This is a genomic window from Ralstonia mojiangensis (assembly GCF_023955645.1).
Taxonomy (GTDB): Bacteria; Pseudomonadota; Gammaproteobacteria; order Burkholderiales; family Burkholderiaceae; genus Ralstonia; species Ralstonia mojiangensis.
In genome coordinates, this window is sequence record NZ_JAMXHU010000006.1 from 1 (window position 1) to 22,106 (window position 22,106).

The 22,106-nt window shown below is 62.8% G+C and carries 18 protein-coding genes; 2 read left to right on the forward strand and 16 right to left on the reverse strand.

Features of this window, described 5'->3' with window-relative positions:
- Positions 1-411: 411 nt before the first annotated feature.
- Positions 412-888 (forward strand): hypothetical protein, encoded by a 477-nt coding sequence (locus NG898_RS23955; RefSeq protein WP_252694780.1) that lies wholly within the window; start codon positions 412-414, stop codon positions 886-888.
- A gap of 152 nt (positions 889-1,040) precedes the next feature.
- On the opposite strand, the gene NG898_RS23960 is transcribed toward NG898_RS23955, so the two are convergent.
- Positions 1,041-1,181, reverse strand: a complete 141-nt coding sequence (locus tag NG898_RS23960; RefSeq protein ID WP_252694950.1) for a hypothetical protein — start codon at positions 1,179-1,181, stop codon at positions 1,041-1,043.
- On the opposite strand from NG898_RS23960, the gene NG898_RS23965 reads away from it, so the two are divergent.
- The gene (locus NG898_RS23965) at positions 1,137-3,326 is read left to right on the forward strand and encodes a copper-transporting P-type ATPase (RefSeq protein WP_252694940.1); all 2,190 of its coding nucleotides are present in this window, start codon (positions 1,137-1,139) and stop codon (positions 3,324-3,326) included. The two genes, NG898_RS23960 and NG898_RS23965, sit on opposite strands and share 45 nt — an antisense overlap.
- A 37-nt stretch (positions 3,327-3,363) precedes the next feature.
- Here NG898_RS23965 and NG898_RS23970 read toward each other — a convergent pair whose 3' ends face one another.
- The 15 genes from NG898_RS23970 to NG898_RS24040 form a co-directional block, all read right to left on the reverse strand.
- Positions 3,364-4,533 (reverse strand): efflux RND transporter periplasmic adaptor subunit, encoded by a 1,170-nt coding sequence (locus NG898_RS23970; RefSeq protein WP_252694781.1) that lies wholly within the window; start codon positions 4,531-4,533, stop codon positions 3,364-3,366.
- Positions 4,530-6,899 carry an ABC transporter permease gene (locus tag NG898_RS23975; RefSeq protein ID WP_252694782.1) on the reverse strand — a complete coding sequence of 790 codons (2,370 nt, stop codon included), beginning with the start codon at positions 6,897-6,899 and terminating at the stop codon, positions 4,530-4,532. The genes NG898_RS23970 and NG898_RS23975 overlap by 4 nt, the downstream gene beginning before the upstream one ends.
- On the reverse strand, positions 6,893-7,597 hold the full coding sequence (locus tag NG898_RS23980) for an ABC transporter ATP-binding protein (RefSeq protein WP_252694783.1): 705 nt from the start codon (positions 7,595-7,597) through the stop codon (positions 6,893-6,895). The genes NG898_RS23975 and NG898_RS23980 overlap by 7 nt, the downstream gene beginning before the upstream one ends.
- A gap of 14 nt (positions 7,598-7,611) precedes the next feature.
- Entirely contained in the window at positions 7,612-7,902 is a 291-nt protein-coding gene (locus NG898_RS23985; RefSeq protein ID WP_252694784.1) for a hypothetical protein, read from the reverse strand.
- 242 nt (positions 7,903-8,144) lie between these two features.
- Positions 8,145-8,771: a hypothetical protein gene (locus NG898_RS23990; protein WP_252694785.1), complete on the reverse strand. Its 627-nt coding sequence runs from the start codon at positions 8,769-8,771 to the stop codon at positions 8,145-8,147.
- Positions 8,772-8,776: 5 nt separating this feature from the next.
- Entirely contained in the window at positions 8,777-11,068 is a 2,292-nt protein-coding gene (locus NG898_RS23995) for a heavy metal translocating P-type ATPase (protein WP_252694786.1), read from the reverse strand.
- A gap of 35 nt (positions 11,069-11,103) precedes the next feature.
- A complete protein-coding gene (locus tag NG898_RS24000; RefSeq protein WP_252694787.1) occupies positions 11,104-11,628 on the reverse strand; it encodes a cytochrome b in 525 nt (174 codons plus the stop codon).
- Between the two features lie 45 nt (positions 11,629-11,673).
- A complete protein-coding gene (locus NG898_RS24005; RefSeq protein ID WP_252694788.1) occupies positions 11,674-12,930 on the reverse strand; it encodes a TolC family protein in 1,257 nt (418 codons plus the stop codon).
- Positions 12,927-16,040 carry an efflux RND transporter permease subunit gene (locus NG898_RS24010; protein WP_252694789.1) on the reverse strand — a complete coding sequence of 1,038 codons (3,114 nt, stop codon included), beginning with the start codon at positions 16,038-16,040 and terminating at the stop codon, positions 12,927-12,929. Before NG898_RS24010 ends, NG898_RS24005 begins: the two co-directional genes overlap by 4 nt.
- The gene (locus tag NG898_RS24015) at positions 16,040-17,125 is read right to left on the reverse strand and encodes an efflux RND transporter periplasmic adaptor subunit (protein ID WP_252694790.1); all 1,086 of its coding nucleotides are present in this window, start codon (positions 17,123-17,125) and stop codon (positions 16,040-16,042) included. Before NG898_RS24015 ends, NG898_RS24010 begins: the two co-directional genes overlap by 1 nt.
- A gap of 297 nt (positions 17,126-17,422) precedes the next feature.
- A complete protein-coding gene (locus NG898_RS24020; RefSeq protein WP_252694791.1) occupies positions 17,423-17,857 on the reverse strand; it encodes a hypothetical protein in 435 nt (144 codons plus the stop codon).
- 79 nt (positions 17,858-17,936) lie between these two features.
- Positions 17,937-19,481 (reverse strand): thymidine phosphorylase family protein, encoded by a 1,545-nt coding sequence (locus tag NG898_RS24025; RefSeq protein WP_252694792.1) that lies wholly within the window; start codon positions 19,479-19,481, stop codon positions 17,937-17,939.
- Positions 19,482-19,491: 10 nt separating this feature from the next.
- A complete protein-coding gene (locus tag NG898_RS24030; RefSeq protein WP_252694793.1) occupies positions 19,492-19,770 on the reverse strand; it encodes a DUF1488 family protein in 279 nt (92 codons plus the stop codon).
- A 29-nt stretch (positions 19,771-19,799) separates the two neighbouring features.
- Positions 19,800-20,741, reverse strand: coding sequence for a ribose-phosphate pyrophosphokinase (locus NG898_RS24035; protein ID WP_252694794.1), 942 nt, complete (start codon positions 20,739-20,741; stop codon positions 19,800-19,802).
- Positions 20,738-22,102 carry an MBL fold metallo-hydrolase RNA specificity domain-containing protein gene (locus NG898_RS24040; RefSeq protein ID WP_252694795.1) on the reverse strand — a complete coding sequence of 455 codons (1,365 nt, stop codon included), beginning with the start codon at positions 22,100-22,102 and terminating at the stop codon, positions 20,738-20,740. Before NG898_RS24040 ends, NG898_RS24035 begins: the two co-directional genes overlap by 4 nt.
- Between the last annotated feature and the right edge of the window lie 4 nt (positions 22,103-22,106).

Consider the following 22,106-nt stretch of genomic DNA (forward strand, 5'->3'; position numbering starts at 1 on the left):
GCCAGCCACCCGCACCACCGCCCTACGAGCCGCCCCCAGGAAGAATCGAACCGAGCACAAAGTGCACGCCCGTGCCGACATTTGAATTTGGTTGCGAGCACGACAACTAAAAACCGGCTGGACAAAATACTGTGGGCCAGCAAGTGCTCGACCGGAACCAATGACGTTCACAAGTCATGTTTGCTCGGACCTGCAGCTTCTAACGGATCGATGGTTGGCCGATGCACTAGTTTCCGCAAAGGGATCACGACGGGCGCGCGTGTGGCGCGACAATCGCCGCTCACGCTGGCCCCAATCCCCTCCTCCATAGACCAAGCCGCAGCGCTTGACATGCATCAATGGCCGATCGTGCCTGGCCTCTACATTGACAGTGCGGGCATCCGCCGCACATCACACTCTAGGCCGCTCATCATGGCAAACAATCGACGCACCCTCATCGCAACAGCATCGACCACGTTACTGTTCGCGTGGAGTTTTGTTGCCCTCGCCGCCGATCCATCCAACGAAAAAAAGACATCGCCGCCCGCCGCGACGGCCGTGCAGCAAAGCAATGCAGACTTTGACGCGCAGATCGCCCATCTGCGTGCCATCAGGGAACGCATGGCACGTGCAAATACCCCAGAAGAACGACAAGCGCTCATGAACGAGCGCATGAGGGTCATGCAAGACATGATGGCCAGCATGCGACAGACGGGCGCCATGCAACCGGCAGCAAGAAGGGGCCAGGCCACTCAGATGGCCACGTGTCGGAGCATGATGGAAAGGAACACGGCCCTGATGCAGGAGATGATGCAAATGATGAAGGATGGCCAGGGCATGGGAATGGGCATGGGCCGCGGAATGGGGCCCGGAATGGGTCCTGGTGTGGGCGGCATGATGCAGAAGTAGATTCGGGCGGAGTGCGTTCAACGCTTCTTTCGCACAACAATTCCCGTTGACCCTCCCTGCATGGGAGGGTTTATCGTTTCCTGAGCGTAAGAAACGCATGTTGCCGTTCAAGCAAGTGCATCTGGCAGCAGTCCAACTGATAGGAGCCGATGTCAATGGAAGAACACCGCCACGTCCACGCTGCTGAGCACGATCACACGCACTCGCATGGTGGCCACACCGGCCATCACCATGACGGACACGGTGCAATGCACGAGCAGCACGGCCGGGCCGTAACGGCAGCTGCCGGGCATGCTGACAAAGACCGGGCTGCGGCCGCTCCCGCCGAGTCCCAAGCAGGGACCGTCTACACATGCCCCATGCATCCGGAAATCCGGCAAGACCGTCCAGGCAATTGTCCGATCTGCGGTATGACTCTGGAACCGATCGTTCCGGACTTGGATGACGAAGAGAACCCCGAACTTAAAGACTTCCAGCAGCGCTTCTGGTGGACGCTGCCGCTCACCGTTGCCACGTTCGTCCTGGCGATGTTCGGACACCAATATGGCTGGATGAACGCCCCGCAGCAAGGCTGGGTCGAGCTGGCCCTCTCGACGCCCGTCGTGCTGTGGGCGGGCTATCCATTCTTCAAGCGATGCGTTCAATCCTTCATGCACCGCAGTCCAAACATGTGGACGCTCATTGGACTGGGTGCGGGCGCCGCGTATCTGTACAGCGTGATCGCAACCATCGCTCCGAACGCGTTTCCTCAGACGTTCGCAGAGCATGGTCGCATCGGCGTCTACTTTGAAGCGGCGGCGGTCATCGTTTCGCTGACGCTGGTTGGTCAACTGCTGGAGTTGAAGGCGCGCTCCCAGACATCAGCCGCAATCAAATCGCTGCTCGGCCTTGCCCCCAAAACCGCACGACGCCTCAACCCGGACGGCAGCGAAATGGACGTACCCCTGGACCACGTACACGTCGGCGACCGTCTGCGCGTGCGTCCTGGCGAGAAGGTTCCCACCGACGGTATCGTGATCGAAGGCTCAAGCTCCCTCGATGAATCGATGATTACTGGCGAGCCCATTCCTGTGACCAAGCGAGTGGGTGACCATGTGATCGGCGCCACGATGAACACCGCAGGAAGCTTGATCATCGAGTCGGAGAAAGTGGGTTCTCAGACCGTCCTCTCGCAGATCGTTCAGTTGGTCGCCCAGGCTCAGCGCTCCAAGGCGCCCATGCAGCGCATGGCGGATCAGGTTGCGGGATTTTTCGTTGTTGCTGTGGTGGCGATTGCCCTGCTCACCCTCTTCGCGTGGGGGGTCTTTGGACCGCAGCCTAGCTGGGTGTATGGGCTCATCAACGCGGTTGCTGTGCTGATCATCGCGTGCCCATGCGCGTTGGGCCTCGCAACGCCAATGTCGATCATGGTGGCCAGCGGCAAGGGCGCCACGAACGGCATCTTGTTTCGCGACGCAGCCGCCATCGAGAATCTGCGCAAGGTCGACACGCTGGTGGTCGACAAGACGGGAACACTCACGCAAGGCAAGCCCGCGTTTGACCGCTGCTTGGGCGCCAACGGCTTCGATGAGTTGGAAGTGCTTCGCTTAGCGGCCAGTCTGGACCAGGGCAGCGAGCACCCTTTGGCGGCGGCCATTGTAGAGGCCGCCAGAGCGCGCGGATCGTTATTGCAGGCCGCCCAGAATTTCGAATCCAGCAGTGGCATCGGCGTGCGTGGATCTGTCGCCGGCAAAAAGCTGGCACTTGGCAACACCGTGTTGATGGAGCAAGAGCACATTGACGCCGCCCCGCTGGCCCAGGCCGCGGACGAACTAAGAGCCCGGGGCGCCAGCGTCATGTACCTTGCCGCAGATGGGGCGCTCGCCGGTTTGCTTGCCGTGTCCGATCCAATCAAACCGACGACGGCCGAAGCGTTGGCGCAGCTCAAGGACAAGGGCATCCGCGTGGTCATGGCCACCGGCGACGGCACGGTAACGGCAAAGGCCGTCGCCCAATCGCTCGGCATCACCGATTTTCATGGCGAAGTCCGGCCCGCCGATAAGTTGGCCCTCGTGACGAGGCTGCAAAGCGAAGGCAGAACCGTTGCCATGGCCGGCGACGGGATCAACGATGCGCCAGCACTGGCGAAGGCCGATGTCGGCATCGCCATGGGCACGGGCACGGATGTCGCGATGAACAGCGCGCAAGTGACGCTCCTCAAGGGAGATTTGCGCGGCATCGCACGCGCACGCACGCTGTCTGAGGCAACGATCGGCAACATGAAGCAGAACCTCGGCTTTGCGTTCGTCTACAACGCCTTGGGGGTGCCGCTTGCGGCCGGCGTCCTATACAGCACGACCGGCTTGCTGCTCTCTCCGATGATTGCGGCGCTCGCGATGAGCCTGAGCTCGGTTTCTGTCGTCTCCAATGCGCTGCGCCTGCGCCGTGTAAGCATCTAACGCCTCCCCCCTCGTAAGCAGTGAGCGTTCAGAAGGCTTATTTCAGGGGGCGCACACTCATGCCGTCACTGAGCGTGGTTGGAGGATAGGTGACCACAGTGTCGTGGTCCTCAAGCCCGTCGAGTATCTGGGCTTCTTCCGCGTTGCGCTGTCCGATCTGAATGATTCGCTGGACGGCTTTTCCATTTCTGACGATAAACGCGCACCAGTGGTCGCTGCAGCGGAACAGCGCGCCGATCGGTAGCTTGAGGACGTCAGGCTGGTCCCAGATGATGACGCGGCCTTGTACGCGGAAGCCATCACTCAATCTTCCCGGTGGGTTCACAAGGTCCGAGACAATATGGACGCGCTGTTCTTCGACCCCGAGCGCTGACACCTTGGTAAACGCGCCCGGACCGACTGTCCGTACTGTGGCGTTGACCGCCAGTGGACCACCCCACTCCACTACCGATACGCGCATGCCGGGGCTGATCTTGACCGCATCGGTCGACAACACGTCAACGACAAGTTCATAGCGTGAGGGGTCGGCCAAGACCATAAGCGCTGCGCCTGCAAGCACGACGCGCTCACTTTGTTGTTCGATGCGCAACAACACTGAGTTGACGGGCGCACGCACTTCAACAGGTTGCCCCGCTTCCAACGCCTTCAGATTTGCCATCGCGACGCGAACGTCGGCCGCGGCCGACGTCTCTCTTGCGCGCGCGGCCGTCAGATCGCTGGCACTGGAGGCAGACATGGTCCGCATCTGCTCCACTTCCTGCCTTGACATGGCACCGCTGCTCAGAAGCGTTTCGCCACGATCCAGGTTTCTGCGAGCCTGTTCGTAGTCCGCCCGGGCGTGAGCGGCTCGCGCCTGGGCTTCTCTGAAAATTGCCTCTGCCGCATCAACACGCGCCCGTTGCGAAGCTCGCTCCCCCGGCGTCATCGGCACCGGCACCAGAACGGCGATCACCTGTCCGCCTTTGATCTGATCGCCTTCATGCAGTTCAACGCGAAGCAGTCGACCTGTGATCGGCGCCGTGATGACGTAACGATCATGCGCACGAATCTCGCCATCTTCGTCGATCGTGATTTGAAGCGGCCCACGTGTGACGCGCCCTGTGTCCACTGCCGCGGGCACCGGCCAGAGCGCGTACGTGAGCGCCACTGCCAACGCAAGCGCGGCACCAGCCAGAGTTAGGGACTTTCGCAGAGCACCGCGCTTCATGATTCTCTTGTCTTAAGCACGGCGACGATATCCAATCGTCTGATCTTGGCCGCAACCAGCAGGCCCGAACACACGACCGCGCCACCGGCTACAAGGAGTGCGTAAGCGAAGGTCGCGGCGTGGACTACGAGCGGAAGGCGGTACAAGTCGGTCGCCAGCCGGGTAGAGAGGAGCCCGCACACGGCATAGCCGAGCAGGAGTCCGGCTGGCAACGCAATGGCTGTGAGCACAAACTGCTCCCCCAACAGAATCCACGCGACTTCGGCCTGGGTGAACCCAAGCACGCGCAGGGAAGCCAACTGCTGAACACGTTCCGAGTATGCGATGCGCATGCCGTTGAACGCCACACCAAACGCGATCACACAGGCAAAGGCGAAGTTGATGGATGTGGACAGACGAACGCTTTCGTCCATGATCTTACGGAAGCTGGCGATGACAGACTGGCGAACCGCCACTGCATTCACCGCCGGCAGACGCTTGAGCGTCGCATACAGATGCGCTGCCGCATGCTGATCGACGGATAGCCTCGCCCCTGACCAGTTTCCGCCCTCCCCCAGCAGCTTCGCCAGCGCATTCTGGTCCATGTAGGCCGCGATGCCCACCAGGTCTCCGGACAGCTGCATCAACGTGACTTGTTTGGTTTGACGCTTTCCTTCAAGCACTTCGATCGTGACCGGATCACCGGGTTTGATGCCGAGCATGGCGGCAAGTCTTGCCGAAACCACCAAGCCATCCGGCGGCATATGCAGCGGTCTGCCCTCATCATCAATCAGCCTGTGCAGATCTGCCTTCTGAGCGATTCCGCTCAGCGAGACGCGCCGAGACCGATACCCCGCGGACAGCTTGACCGGTACATCACGAAACCCCTCGACCTTCTGCACGCCGGGCAGACGCTCGATCGCGTAGACGGCGCGGTGGGATAACGGCTGAGAAAAGGCCACCGTCACATCCTGGCGCTCGATTTGCTGAAACTGGGTATCGAAAAGGAAATCGATTGAATCGAAGAAGAACCCGCCGACGACGAGAATCGCGCTCGCGCATGCAATGGCCAAAGCGCCAAGGAGCGACTTGATGGGCTGGCGCGCGATGTTGCGCGCGATCATTCGCCACACTACGCTCAGTTGCCGATAGACGCCTGCCCGCTCCACCCAACCCACTGAAAACGCCGGTGGAACGACTGCGCGAAGCGCCTCGACCGGCATCAATCTCATGGCTTTCGCAGTGCTCGCGATGGCACCGCCTAGTGCCGTTCCGAAGCTAATGAAGAACGCCAAAGTCATCGTCGAAAGATCGGCGTGAAACTCGAGGTGGGCCAGCCGGTAGTACCGGGCGTAGAGGTCTGTCAAATAGGTCCCTAACGCCAATCCGCCCCCAATGCCGACAACGGTGCCTGCTGCAGCAACGACGCACCCGAGTTGAAGGTAATGCACACCTACTGAAATGTCGCCGTATCCAAACGCCTTCATCAAGCCGATCTGAGAGCGTTGAGTATCTATCAGGCGGGTCAGGACGTTCTGCAGCAGAAACATCGCGACGAGGAAAAAGATGGCCGGAACATAGGTGGCAGTCACGCGGTTCTGTGCGATCTCGTCGGTAATGAACCGATTCGATATCTGATTCTCCCGGCCGATGGTTCCAAGTCCGCCATACGGTAGCAACATTCGGTCGATCTGCGCGATGACATGCGGCGCCGGCACGCTGCCATCGAGAGACAACACAAGATCATTGAAGGCGCCATCCATGCGGAACGCGGCCGAAACCGCATTCGTTCCCATCCACACCACGCCGTAGTGACGGTTGTCGGGGAAGATGGAGCCTGCGCCTGCCTCGTAGACATACTCCGGCGAGATTGCAAGACCAACAATGTGCAAGCGCTTCCAGCGGCCGTTCAAGATGGCGCTGAAGTATTGGCCGGGGCGCAGGCTGTTGGCATCTGCGAAGGCCGCGCTGACCAGTACTTCGTCCTCTCGGCCCGGCGAAATGTATCGGCCGCTTTGAAGATGCAGCAGGTTCAGCGCGGGCCAGCCGAGTTCGGGGATCGAAACAAGGCGCGCTGTGGCCGGCTCGGAAAGGCCGGGAATGTCGACCGTGACATCTGACACCACTCGCGCGTCCACATGTGACACACCCGGTAATGCAGCAATGCGCGAAGCCGTCTCCAGTGGTGCGCGCTTCAGATGCACGAAAAGATCGGCAAAACGGTATGACGCGTAATAGTCCTGCTGGGCGTTCAACAAAGCCAGATAGGTGCTGCGCATCGCAACAAACGTGGCAACGCCGCATCCGACAACCAAGACGGCCGCCACCACCTGCGCCCGCATTTGCCAGAGGTCTCGCCAGAGTAGCCGGACAAGCATGGTCACCATGCCAAATCCCCCACTCGGGCACGCTGTGCGTTGTGGTGTTGCTCGACAATGGTGCCGCTGCTCATACGAACGACACGATCCGCCATGTCTGCGATGACGACGTTGTGCGTGACGATGACAATCAGAGTGCCGAACTCGCGGTTCACCTGCTCGAGCACCTCTAGCACCAACTGCCCCGTCCGAAAATCCAATGCACCTGTCGGCTCATCGCATAGGAGGACATCCGGCCGCTTTGCGACCGCGCGGGCGATGGCAACACGTTGCTGCTCACCCCCCGACATTTGCGAGGGAAAGTTGTCCGCCAACGCACCGATCCCCACCCGGTTCAGCGCCTCGGTGGGGTCCAGCGGGTGCTCCGCGATGTCCGTCACCAGGGCGACGTTCTCGCGAGCGGTGAGACTTGGAATCAGGTTGTAGAACTGAAAAACGAATCCGACATGCTCCCGTCGGAATCGCGTAAGCCCTCTGTCTCCCGCGTGGGAAAGATCGTGGTCCCGATACACGATGGAACCGGTCGTTGGTCTATCCAGCCCGCCCATTAGGTTGAGTAACGTGGATTTGCCGCTGCCCGACGCCCCGAGCAGCACAACGATCTCACCCGACCCGAGTTGCAGGTCGACGTGTTCCAGGGCGCGCACGCTCACGCTTCCCATTGGATAGACCTTGCTGACGGCCTGAATGTTGAACACCGTTTCCACAACACACCGGCTGGCTAGGGAGGCGGGCGAGCGAGCCGCTCAGATGTTCGGCCCCGCCCTGACGGCGACATCCAGCGTTCAGCAATTGCTCGGCCCACCTGCATGCCGGCTTCAATTGCGCCATCCACAGAGTCAAAGTCTGCAGAGACGAGGTGGAAGCGCTCGAGTTTCGGATATTCCAGTGCGGCTGACGTGGGCGAACAGATAAAGCCGGTGTAGGCGTACTTGAATCCATCGCGCCGCCCAACGACCGCCAAGATATGAATGGAGCAGCCCCGGTACTGTTCAATTGCCCAGGCCGACATATCGATCTCCTGCAAAGCACACGGCGCTGTCATGCATGCCAGCCGCTTCAAGCTCTGGCTCCGCATGTCTGAGAAGGATTTTCCTGGCGAAGAAGAGAGGGCCGGCGCACTGGTTCTTTCAGGCTACTTGCATTTGCCCGCCAGACGTTGACCTACCTCAATCAGTATGGATGCCAGTGCGGAAGGGTCACTCAAAACAGTTTGACCTGCTCACCCACCCCTGCCCTTGTCTATGTGCTTGCCTATGTGTCTTTGGCGGCCGATGCAATTGACTCCGGCCGCCGCCAGCGCAGACGCTTCGTCTGCAGAAAGTAGCGCCAATCCAGTTTGGCGAACCCATAAACGAGGGCGAGAAACACGACCTGCGACACGATGAAGTACACCCCCATATACGCGCCGTCGATCTCCGTCTCCTCATCCAGATAGCGTGCACCCAACTGGGCAATGTGCGTCCAGGTCAGGTAGCTTAGCCAGCGGCCAACAAAGAACGGGAGCCCGATCAACCACAGCCGCATCCCAGTCAAGCCGTAGGCGATGAAGATGTAGTTGGACGGGAACGGGCTGAAGGCGTACGCGAGCATCAGCCCGACCGTCATGCCTTTGCGGTCTTCGAGCCAGGCGCGCACCACATCGATGTTCTGACGATCCGCCTCGCGCATCCAGCGGTTACGGACAAGCGTGCAGGATAGCCGCGCCAAAATCAGGCGGCCGAGGGTTGCTGCGCAAGCGGCAACGCCCGCAAGGAGCACCGGGTTGGCATCAGGCCGTGAGAAACCGATCCATGACATCACCATCCACGTCGGCGGAGCAAAGGCCGGCATCACATTCAGCAGCAGGACGGTCGCGAACAATACGAGCAGGTTTGCCATGGCGCTCAAGCCTCTCCACCGAGCACATGGAACAGTTCGTCTTCTTGTGCGCAATGCAGCCGCACGACGGCATCCAGCCCGTAGAGCAAGCGTTGCAGCTCTTGCGTCACTGCGGCATCGGGTCCGTCGGAGGAAACATCTGCCACGATCCGGCCGAGCAGGTTCGTGATGCGGAATATCTCGCGGTGCATCGCGCTCATTGCCGCCATCGGGTCATCTCCACCGAGCAGGCGGGCGACGTCCGGATAGAGCTGGGTATCGTCTCGGCGCTCATGCGGCACCAGCACCTCGGCCAAGGACTGATTGAGCGATAGCAACGCGGTTTTTGCCGCGCCGCCTTCCATATGGGGAAGCGAGTCAGCGACCACGCGGATCCGGCTCAGAATGGGTTCCAGCTCCGCGTGTTCGGCCTTGAGGCGCTCGACGTCTGCAGAGACGAGTGAACCGGTTGCCTGGTTTTCTGTTGGCCGTAGCGCTCGCAACGCGCTGGCGATCGCCAACACATCAATGACTTCCTGCAGCATTGCGCCTGCCAACGGCGGCAGATAACCGAGCGCAGCGCCAACCATTGCGGCCAGCGATAACGACATGCCGATCATCACGCTCTGCAGCGCGACGCGGCGTGTGCGGTGCGCTATCCGGACCGCATCAACGAGCCGATCCAGGCGGTCCACCAACAAGACAATGTCTGCAGCTTCCGAAGACGCAGCTGCGCCGCGCGCGCCCATTGCCACGCCAATGTCCGCAGCAGCAAGCGCTGGTGCATCGTTGACGCCATCGCCAACCATGACCACCCTACCCGCGGTGCGTGCATTCCGAATCGCCGCGAGCTTGGCCGCCGGCGACAGGGCCGCATAGACCTCCGTCACCCCCAACATGGATGCAACGGATTCGGCAACATCTTCCCGATCCCCGGTCAACATCGCTTGGCGCTTCATGCCCTCTTGACGCAAGAGTCGCAGGGCGCGGGGCGCCTCCAGACGAAGGCGATCAATCAACTGCAATGCGCCCGCCAGTTCGCCGTCCACGCCGATAAAGACAGCCGACGCGCCGGCATAGCTCACCCGCTTGACGAACGCTTCTACCCAGCGCGGCACATTGGACGAACCCAAAACATAGGGCAACGAGCCGATGGAAACGACATGCCCTTCAACGCGGCCACAAACGCCGGCCCCTGGACTCTCAACCACCGCACTCGGCAACTGCAGCGTCGCGCCCTGTTCGCGCGCGGCCTTGGCGACGGCTTCTGCCGTAACGTGATTCGACGCCTGCGCGAGTGAACCGGCCAAGCCCAGCACAACATCGGACGTGTACTGCGGTGCACATTCAACGTCGACCAGTCGTGCATATCCGCTGGTCAGCGTGCCCGTTTTGTCGAAGAACAGCGTGTCGGCCAGCGCTAGCCGCTCCAGTGCGCCGCCGCCCTTGACCAGTACGCCTCGCTTGGCGCAACGGGACAGCCCTGAAACGATGGCGACTGGCACGGCCAGGATCAACGGACACGGCGTAGCCACAACAAGCACGGCAAGACAACGCGCCGGGTCACCCGTGACGATCCAGCTTGCCCCCGCCAGGAGAACGGCAATGCCCCCAAAGCTAAGTGCATACCGGTCAGCCAGCCTGACGGAAGGACTGCGCTCCGCCTGCGCCGCACTGACCAGCCGGACAACGCCCGCAAACGTGCTCTTCTCGGCCGACGCACTCGCGATCATTTCGAAAGCGGCGCCGACATTCAGCACGCCGCTGCAAATTGCATCGGCTGCCTGCCGATGGCGGGTGAGCGATTCCCCTGTCAACGTAGACTCATCGAGATCGGCAGGCTCGGACAAAGTGCCATCCACAGGTACGACTTCGCCGTGCCGCACCAGCAGGCGGTCACCCGCTTGAACCTGTTCCAGACCGACTTGGCGCCACTGCCCCCCGTCAAAGCGATTGGCTCGCTTGGGCGCATGACCGAGCAACGCAGTCATCTCGCGCTGCGCACGCGCCTGGGCAAAGTCTTCCAACGCGCGCCCGGTCGCGAGCATCAACGCAATGACCGAGGCGACCAGCACCTCGCCCGACAAGAGCGCAAAGGTGATCGACATCACCGCCAGAACATCCACCCCGGCCTGCCGCCGCATCAGTGACCGAACAATCGAGACGGCCAAGACCAGCCAGTTCGGAGCGACGCCAATCAGCCAGAGTTGCTGCGCGAGCACATCGGCACCGAGATACCGCGCCCATAGCCCCGCCGCCAAGGTCAGCACCGACAAGGCAAGCAATGCAACGTTGGCAAGCAAGCGCGTGGCGTGCATCGCTGAGGCTCTTGTCGGCGCGGTTTCCATGTGGGCTAGATCATGCGGCGCAGCAGCCGATCCTTCAGGATGAACTCGTGCCAGAGCGCCGCGGCAGCATGCAGCCCGACCACGATATAGACGACCGTGGCGCCCGACTCATGAATTTCCTTGGCCAAGTGGGCCAACGACTTGTCCTGCGCTAACGCCAGCGTCAGATTCAGCCCGAATGGTTGAATCGGCTTGCCTGCCAAGGCCAGTGCCAGCAAGCCCAAAACGGGCATGCCGACCATCAGGACATAGAGCACGCCGTGCGTGAGTCGCGCGACAAGCTGCACCAGCGGTGTGCCCGGCACGGGAGGTGGTGCCTGCGTGCCCACCCGGGCCAGCAGACGCAACACCATCAGGGCGAACACGGAGAGCCCCGCTGTCTGGTGAATGATGAATAAAGCGGCACGCTCAGCGCTGCCTTTCGGGAAGAAATCCATGATCTCGATAGCCACGACGGCGATCAGCACCGCCAGAACCACGAGCCAATGGAGCGAGCGCATGGTGAGGGAGTATTTCAGTTCGGATTGCATAGCGTTATCCAAAGTGTGTTGAGTGAAAGTTGAAGCCGCGGCAGATCAATCGTCAAAGTCCCACATGCGATGCAGATCGAGCTGCAGGCGGCTGTCTGCCTCCAGCAGGTCGACGCGTGCGAGGCGCTCGGCCAGCTGGGCCTCGGCCAGACTACGGCGTGCCGCCAGCAGCTCAGTCAAGCCCGACTCACCTGCACGATATGCGCGCGTTGCCCGGTCGGATGCGCTCCTTTGCAGCGTAGCCGCTTCCATCTGCGCCTGCGCGCTCGTCCGTTTTCCTTGCAAGTTGCCGTAGAGGACATCGAATTCGGCACCCAGCCGACGCTCGGCACCCAGTCTGCGCCGTGCGGCCGTTTCCGCATCGGCAGCGGCCGCCGCAGCCGCTGAGCGACGATGCGCCGAGCCGATCGGGATGGCAACGCTCACACCCATGATGCGTTCCGCACCGCCGCGCTCCACCGTAACAAACATGCCGACGGTCGGGTCAGGCCGGCGATCAAGATCGGCGCGCTTGGCCATATGCTGCGCTTGAGCCTCTTCAGCCATGGCAAGGCGATATTCGTGGCTGTCCTGGATGTACTGGGTGCGTAATCGATCTGGCGGATCTTGCGGCAATGCGGGCAGCGCGGGATCGGGGCCAAACGCGGGATGGCCAAGCCCTGGAAAGCGGGCTTGCAGCTCCGCCTGCGCGGTCTGTTCCGCTGCAGCGGCTGTCGCCAGCGCGGCTTGGGTGCGCGCCCGATCGGCCGCGGCCAGTTCGGCCTCCAGGCGCGAGGCATCGCCCAGTTGCACCCTCCGGGCAGTCAGCGCCGCCAGGTCAGCCGCCGCTTTGGCGTTCTCCTGCGCTGCGTAGCGTGCCTGTCCTGCGCGCACGGCACCAAACCAGAGGGCCAGAATCTGGCGCGATGCTTCGTGGCGTGCATCCTTGACGGCAAGCTGACCCGCCTCGGCGGCGGCATCTGCAAGCTGCCCATCGGCCTGCGCTTTGCCCCAAAGCCGCAATGGCCGCTCCACAGCGATCTGCCCTTCGGCATGGCGCTCGGAGGGGTCGCGCACCTGGCGCCCTTGGCCAATTGCGCGCACCACGGTTTCCGCTGTGCCGGCGCGAATGCCTTCAGCCCGAGCCAGTACGGCATCGCGGCGGGCCTCTGCCGCAAGCACGTCGGGCGATTGCGCAACGGCCTCGCGCACTGCGTTCTCCGCCGGCAGATAGGCCGGCGAGATTTGCGCTTGCGCGGCGGCGCTGCAAAGCAGCATCGTGCTCGCTCCCGCCAATACGATGCGAAACAGATCCAACCTCATTGCGAATCTCCCTGCGCAGCGGCCGCACGCGGCCGAGGCAACCCAAAACGTTCGAACAGCAGGGGCAGAAGCAGCAGCGTCAGCGCGGTCGAAGAAATCAGCCCGCCCGATACCACGATCGCCAGCGGCCGTTGAATCTCTGACCCTGGCCCGCTGGCCAGCAGCAGCGGAATCATCCCCAGTGCGGTAATGCAGGCCGTCATCAGGACGGGTCGCAGGCGGTCTCGCACGCCATCGCGCACGGCTTGCGCCATGCTCAAGCCGGACTCCAGCAGCGTGTTGAAGTGCGAAACCAGCACCACGCCGTTGAGCACAGCGATACCGAGCAGCGCGATAAAGCCAACGGAGGCCGGCACCGAGAGGTACTCGCCCGATATCCGCAGCGCCGCAATGCCACCGACGAGCGCGAACGGAATGTTGGCAACCACCAGCACCGCCTGCCGCACCGAGCGGAACGTCAACATCAGCAAGAGAAAGATTGCGCACAGGGCCAGCGGGACAACCAACGCAAGACGCGCTGCAGCGCGTTGCTGGTTCTCGAACTGGCCGCCCCACACCACCCGCAATCCTTTTGGCAACGTGCCAATACCGCTGACTGCCGCCTGGGCTTCCTGCACGAAACCCGCCAGGTCCCGACCATCAACATTGGCCTGGATCACGGCAAACCGGGCACCGTCTTCGTGGTTGATGCGCACGGGCCCATCCACACGTTCGATGCGCGCCAGAGAGGTGAGCGGCCATGCTTTGCCGTCGGGCGCCGTTACGAGAAGGCTGGTCAGGTTTTCGGGTGCCTGCCGCAAGCCTGCTCCGCCACGCAAGATCAACGGCGTGCGAACGATGCCCTCAGGCACCACGCCAATCCGGTCGCCCTCGATCAGGGCGCGCAGTTGCGCCTGCAGGGCGTCGCCGGAGAAGCCGGCCTGACCGACCGCTGCGCGGTCCAGCGACACTTTCAGGTACTGCACCCCGCTGTTGCTGGGCGCAATCACCTCTGCCGCGCCCGGGATGGTGCGGACCTTGGCAGCAATGGCCTGCGCGGCTGCGTCGATGGCGGCAAGGTCGCTGCCAAACAGCTTGATGGCAACGTCGCCACGTGTGCCGGTCAGCATCTCCGAGACACGCATCTCAATGGGCTGCGTGAAGCCGTAGATCACGCCCGGGAAGCGCTCCATCACACGCCGGATCGCAATCGCGATGTCTTCCTTGCTGCCGCGCCATTGTTCCTTGGGTTTGAGCACCAGGAAGGTGTCGGTTTCGTTCAGCCCCATCGGGTCCAGGCCGAGATCATCGGAGCCTGAGCGCGCAACGATCGAGCGTATTTCCGGCACCTCCTTGAGCAGCGCTTGCTGGACACGTTGGTCCATGTCCAGCGACGCCGCGAGCGAAACGGACGGTGCTTTCTGCAACTGCACGATCAGATCGCCCTCGTCCATCGTCGGCATGAACGTCTTGCCGACCGACATGTACAACACCACGGCCAGCGCCAACGCCGCCCCGGCCAGGCCGAACACCATGCGGCGATGCGTTGTCGTCCATGTTTGAATGCGCGCAAAACCGCTCGCGACCTTTCGCATCAGCCAGGGCGGCTCATCTGCATGCGCAAGCAAGAGCAACGAAGCGAGCGCCGGGACCACCGTAAAGGCAATCACCACGGACGAGGCCAGCGCCAGCACGATGGTCAGCGCCACCGGCCCGAAGAGCTTGCCCTCCAGACCTTGCAGTGACAGCAGCGGCAGAAACACGATGGCAATAATCGAAACGCCCGACAGCATCGGTACCGCTACCGTTGCCACTGCATGGCGGATGACCGCACCGCGCAGCGCAGGGTCTGTCTTGTGGTCTTGCGCGCGCGCCATGGCCGTCTCGATGTTCTCGACCACGACGACGGCTGCGTCCACGAGCATGCCCAGTGCAATAGCAAGCCCGCCCAGACTCATCAGGTTGGCCGTCAGACCCACATAGCGCATCAGAAGGAAGGTCGCCAGCATCGACAGCGGCAGTGTGGCCGCCACGACCAGGGCCGACCGCACCCCACCCAGGAACAGATACAAGGTGATGACGACCAGCACGCTGGCCTCGATCAAGGCGCGAACCACGGTATTGGCCGCACGGGTTACCAGCTCGCCACGGTTGTAGAAGACGTGAGTCGACATGCCCTTCGGCAACTGGGGCGCTAGCGCGTCCAGCCGCTCCTGCACCGCCTCGACCAGCTTGCGGGCATCGCTGCCGCGCAGGCCCAGCACCAGCCCTTCAACCGCTTCACCGTTGCCGTCTTTGCTGACAGCGCCGTTGCGGGTGGCCTCGCCCAGCCGCACGGTCGCAACATCGCCAACCGTGACCGCAGGGGCGGAAGTCAGGCCCTGCGCCGGCACGACGACAATCGCTCGCAAATCGTCCAGTCCGCGTATCCCACCTTCCACGCGCACGACCCAGTGCTCGTCTCCGCGGTCCAGCCGCCCTGCCCCGTCGTTGCGATTGTTGGCGTCCAGCGCCTGACGCAGTTGCTCCAGGGTGACGGCGCGGGCGCGCAACCGGGCGGGGTCAGGCGTCACCTCGTAGCTGCGCACCTCGCCGCCGAGGGCGTTGACGTCGGCCACGCCTGCCACGGTGCGCAGCGCTGGCCGGATCACCCAGTCCAGCACGCGGCGCCGCTCGGCCAGGGAATAGCCATCGCCCTCCACCGTGAACATGAACATCTCGCCCAACGGCGTGGTGATGGGCGCCAGACCGCCCACGGCGGTCGATGGCAGATCGCGCGCCAAGCCGGCCAGACGCTCCGAGACTTGCTGGCGCGCCCAGTAGACGTCTACGCCCTCTTCAAAATCGACGGTCACGTCGCTGATGCCATATTTGGACACCGAGCGCACGATCGTCTTGTGCGGCAGGCCGAGCAGCTCCTGCTCGATGGGCGTGGAGACCCGTTGCTCGACCTCCTCGGGGGTCATGCCCGGCACCTTCAACACGACCTTGACCTGCGTCGGCGAGATATCGGGAAACGCGTCGATCGGCAGGTTCAGATACGCCCACACGCCGGCCACAGCGAGCACGCCAGCCGCGATCAGAACCAGCACGCGCTGGCGCAACGAGAACTCAATGAGGCGGGGCAACATTACTGTTCTCCCGCCAGCAAGCCCTTGAGCGCGCCGACACCTGTCACTGCCACGCGTGTACCCGCTGGCAGGTTGGCACGGACGACGGCGATGGCGTCGTCTGTACTGGCGACGGCCACATCCTGGAAGCGGAAGCCCTTATCGGTCGCGACGAATACGCCGGGCACGCCTCGCACGTAGACCAATGCGGCCACAGGCACCCGCAGCAAGCCCGGAGCGTTTGCATTGGCCGCACTGCGCAGCTTGAGCGTGACGTTGACGCTCTCTCCGGCACGCAGGTCCCCACGTCGCTCCAGCGACGCGCGCACACGCACACCCGCTGTGCCATCGCCGGAAGGCGCAACACCAATGACGGTGCCGCTCGCGCCGCGTTGTGCGATCTCGACGCGGTCGCCTGTGGCAGGCACCGGTATGTCGCGGCCAACGAGCAGGTCCAGCTCCAGCGCCGCCGGATCAACAATCCTGAAAAGCGGTGCCGCCGCGTCGACTCGCGCCCCCGGAACGGCGTTGACTTCGGACACCACACCGCCACGGCTGGCAACCAATTGCGCCTCTCCACCCGCGCCACTGAATGCAATGCCTGCGGAGGCCAGCTCTGCCTTGCGCGCCTTGAGCATGGCACCGGCCTCAGCGGCCCGCGCCTGTGTCGCCTGCCAGCGGCTTGCAGCGATGATGCCGTCGTCGTACAGCGCCTTGTCGCGCGCGAGCGACTGCTGCGCGAGCCGCGCCTGCGAGTTGGCTTCCGTCAGTGCGCGGCTGGTTTCGAAGAGCTGCGGGCTCAAAAAACCGGCCAGCGGCTGGCCCGCCCGGACGGTTTGCCCCACCGACACCAACACCCGGGGCACCATGCCCGCGTATGGGGCAGCCACCACATATTGCGCATCCGGCTTGAAGACGACACGCGCATGCGTGCCGACCTCCAGCCCTGAAGACGCGGCGACCGGGCTGAAGCGCACGCCGAGGGAGCGCGCCTGCTCAGCCGATAGCGGCACCATCTGGGCGCCTGCTTGGGCAGCGGCCTGCTCAAGGGGAAACGCGATCAGCGCAATACACGCACTGGCCGCGACGATTCGTTTGAAAGACATGCCTGACTCCAATCCTCGGAGGCAACGCCACGGACGCTGCCTCTGATTGCCGCGCATACGCGGGCGACCTAATGACCAACCGTCGCCCAGCATTTCCATGCATTGCGAACGACAAGCTCTTACGGTGGAGGCCAATGGAACGTGGAGTTGCTACCGCCGCGTAGCGTTAGGCGTGCGAAATGCACCAAAAGACCACGCTTCTGGCACATTCATCATCGCCAATGCAGACACGAGAGGCTTGTTGCAAGTCAACAAGTTGCAGAGCAACGCGCACGCCGGCCGTCAACCGGGTACGGATCAGGACTGCGGCGGAGGCGCTTGGGCCGGAGGTGGCCGATTGATGCGATCGCGCCAGCGCGCTCGAACAGGCGCCGGCCGATAGGCGGGACGAAATACCGCGGCGCCAGCAAGCGCCGCGAGCAGTAGGAACGTCAGCGCGGATACCCCTGGCGCCGCCGCTGCCCAAAGAAATGCACCCAGATCCGCAGGGCCAATGGCAGGCTCGACATCCACCTCGAAGGGTTCCTGGCTCGTCAATGCCCAGTCATGAAGGTCAATGGCGACCGTCTCCTCAATGGGAGGACGGTGGGCAAACGATGTGAAGTGAAAATGAGAATCAACCGCAGCAGGAAGCGCGGTGTGCACGTGCAGGCCAAATTGTTTCGGTGTTCCGAGATGGCCGTGCAGAAGCGGGCTTAGCAGCTGCATCAACACGATGGTCAACAACAGCATTGCCCGAAGCGAGATGCTTGCGGTCGCACGTGGCATGCGTGGATTGTAAAGCAATGTGTCTTTCGTTTGGTGCTTGATGTCAACCACCCATCGGAGACAGCCCCACCACGGCATGCGTCAACGCATATGCCGACGAATACTCCAGCTCGCCCGAGGCTTGCGCGTGAATCGTGAACAGCGGTTGTCCGACGCTCACCTGATCGCGCAGTCGCACATGCATTTCCACCCCCGCGACTTGACGCATCGGTGCGCCCGCAAGTTTTGCGATGCGGGCAAGGTGGCGGTTGTCGATGTTGGTGACGATGCCGTTTTGCTCGGCGACGACGTCGCGGCGGAAAACGGCTTCTCCGGGGATGCGCAAGCCGCCCTGCGCCTCGCAAATCGCTTCGAACTTCCGCCATGCGGCACCGCTATCCAACAAGCCGGTTGCCATGTCGAGCCCCGCTCCGGCAACAGCTGCGCCGCAAAACTCCAGCAATGCGCCGGCAAGCAATAACGACCGTTCCCGCAAGTCGAATGGCGCCGTGGGGGAGCGCTCAAGTACGCCCAGAACGTCTCTTGCCTCCAGCGCAGGGCCGATCCCGCGGCCAACGGGTTGCGCGCCATCCGTGCGCACCATCAGCACCTGTACCCCGAACGCCTGGGCCACGCGCTTGAGCAGCATTTCAAGGCGTTCGAGATCTTCGACGCTACGGACTTTGGCCGTCGGGCCTACGGGCACATCGATCAGCACATGGGTGGACCCGGCCGCGATCTTCTTAGAAAGAATGGACGCCACGAGCTGGGCATCGCTGTCGACATCAAGGGCCCTTTCCACGCGAATCAAGACGTCGTCCGCCGGGCTGAGGCTCAACGCCCCACCCCACGCGAGCGATGCCCCAACCTGCCCCACTACGCATCGCAGCTCAGCAGCGGTCAAGTTGACGCGGGTGAGTGTTTCCATCATGTCGGCGGTACCCGCTGGCGAGGTGATCGCACGCGATGAAGTCTTGGGCAGCAGCAGCCCCGCCGCCGCACAGATGGCAACGACGATGGGGCTGGTGCGATTGCCCGGAAGACCGCCCACGCAGTGCTTGTCTGCCACGACCGCGCGGTCCCACTGCAGGCGCTCGCCCGAGTCGACCATGGCTTGCGTGAGGTCGATGGTCTCCTTGATGGTCATGCGGCCGGCTGCACAAGCGCTCAGGAAAGCGGCGATATGGACATCGGCATAGCGCTCGTGCGAGATGTCAGAGATGATCTCCTGCAGTTGTTTTGCATCCAGATGCCCACCGTAGATCTTGGCGCGCAGTGCGCGCAGCGACTCGAGCGACGGCGCATGCCTGACGCAAACCTCGTCCCCTGGACGCGCCATCAACGCATCGACCGCGGCGGCTGAGAGGCTCACCTCATGCTTCTCTAGCAGCTCCGACCCGACCAGGTTCAGCGTGGCGATCGTCGATCGCTGCCCGATCTGGACTTCCACACGAGCCTGCGCTGTAAAGCCTTCCGACCGGCAGATCGCGCTATCCGGGTGCATGTAGATGACGTGCTCCTGCCACGTGTCAATGCCAAGCGCCTTGAAGCTGAGGCATCCCTGCGGCACGACGGGTGCGTCAGCCGGAGGCATGGAGAGGGTGCTCATGACAGCCACGTCAGCCGGCGAAACGGAAGTGCCCGCTGTGCAGCGTGATCTCCTTGGAGCCGGTTTGCTCGAACAGCATGCGTGCGACGTTTTCGATGTCGCCCCGATGCCCTTTGAACGCGCTGAGCAGATCGTCCGACCGGCAGGAGCGCGCGCCAAAGTGGTCTTCGAGTGCCTCGGCCGTGATTGCATAGCTTGCGGAGCTGCCATCGACCGACGCGCGGCATTGCAGACGCGGCCCTGCGGCGCAGTATGTCGGCTCGTCAGGCAGGAACCTGATCTCTTTCATGATGGCCTCCAGATACGAAAGTGCCCTGGTCAAACAAGCACCTGCCTGCCAGAAGGCAGGGGTAAATCGAACATGCTTGAAACGGCGTCAACCAACGGTTCTGTGAGTGCAATCTCGTTCGAGGGATGCGGGATGGTGTCGCACGTCACGATCTCTGCGCTCACCGCGCAGAGCTGGCTATACGCGTCGGCGGCAAACACAGCGTGCACGCCAACGCAAACCGGCTGCGGTTTCCCCGCTCGCTGCAGCAAGCTTGCTGCGGCGAGCATCGTGCGCCCCGTTGAGATGATGTCGTCGACCAGCACGGGCGCACACCCCGGTGGAATGTTTGGCAAATCCGCAATTTCCACGTGCCATGCGCTGTGTCGCGTTTTGGTCAATGCCGCCCATGGAGCCTGGCAAAGGCCAGCCACATGCTCGACCCACTGCCTGCTTTCGTCGTCGGGCCCGATCAGGAACGGTGCCTTTACGTGAGTCTGGATCCATGCGGCGATGGCAGGCGCGGCTTCCACGGCCACGGTCGGCATGCGATAGACATTCGATAAATGTGAAATGCGGTGCAAATGCGGATCCACCGTGACAAGCCAGTCAAATACCGGATTCAGCAAGGCGGCAAAGTGCTCTGCTGCGCGAATCTCGCCCGCTTTGAAGATGACGTCCTGCCGCATGTACGCCAAGTACGGCGCGATCAATCCAACACGGCGCGCCCCGCCCTGGCGTGCGGCAATCGCCAGCCACAGCAGTGGCAACAGCTTCTCGTCGGGATGATCGAGCGTGCAGACGATGGCCACCTCTGCGCCGTGCACGGGTGTGTAAAGCCGAACGTAGGACTCGCCGTCCGGAAAGTGGCTCACGGCCGCATGGCCCAACTCGGCGCTCAGCGGCGTGGCAAGGCGCATGGTGGCAGCTTCGCAGCCCGGCATGGCAATCAGCACACGCTGCGGATCCAGACCAACGACCGGCTCGGTCATGACCCCTCCAGATCGTAGGACTGGCGATACTCCGGCATGCGGACTGACCACTGCAGCTCATGCTCGATGCGCTGGCGCAAGGCGTCGCTGGCTGCGGGCTCTCCATGCACGATGAAGGTCTGCCGCGGCGCCCGCGTGAAGCCCCTTAGCCAAGTCATCAGTTCATTGACATCCGCGTGGGCGGACAGATTCTGAATCTGTTCAACCGAGGCCCGGATGGCGACCTCACGTCCGTGCACCCGCAATGCCCGTTGACCGGCCAGCAGCGCCGCGCCACGTGTGCCGGCCGCCTGGAACCCTGACATCAGGATGGCGTTGCGCTTGCCGCCGCCAAAGCTCTTGAGGTGATGCAGCACACGGCCGCCCGTTGCCATGCCGCTTGCCGCAAGGATGATCTTAGGTGCGCGATCGCTTCCCAAATGCCTCGACTGTTCAGGGCTCTGCACCGGAATGGCCAACGCACAGGCGGCCTGGCAATCGGCAGCCCCGATATGCAGATCGTCAACATGATGTGCAAACACCCCGGTCGCCAGTTCGGCCATCGGGCTGTCAAGGTAGATCGGCACATGCGGGATCCGATGTTCGCGGATCAGCGTATAGAGGCAATACAACAGCTCTTGCGTACGCCCCACCGCAAAGGCGGGAATCAGCAGCGTGCCGCCCTGACCGATTGTCCGCTGCACAACCTGCTGGAGCGCATCGAGCGGGTCACCCGCCGGATGCACGCGATCGCCATAAGTGGATTCCACCAGCAAGGTATCGGCCTCCGCAATGGGCTCGGGTGGCCGCATGACAGGATCGACCTGCCGCCCCAGATCGCCAGAAAAGACGATGCGACGGCCCTCGGCCAGCAATGTCGCCGTGGCCGCACCAATGATGTGTCCTGCACGGTGAAACTCCGCTTCCACACCCTCAGCAACGGGAAAGCGCTCGCCATAACCAACGGGATGCAGACGGCGCAATGCCCTGGCGGCGTCCTTTTCATCGTAGAGCGGCAACGCGGGATGATGGCGCGAGAACCCCTCGGCATTCGCGTACTGGGCATCCTCCTGTGCAAGCCGGGCGCTGTCAGGCAGCAGGATGTTGCACAGTTCTGCGGTGCCTTTCGTGCAATAGACAGGGCCGTGGAACCCATTGCGCACGAGCAGCGGCAGGTAGCCGCTGTGATCGATATGCGCATGCGTGAGCACCACTGCATCGATGTGGTGTGGGTTGACGGCGAGCTTGTCCCAGTTGCGCAGTCGCAATGACTTGTAGCCCTGAAACAGCCCGCAGTCGACCATGACACGGCGCCCGCCGGTCTCAAGCACGTACTTCGATCCGGTCACCGTGTCGGTGGCGCCGAGAAATTGCAGCCGCATGCCA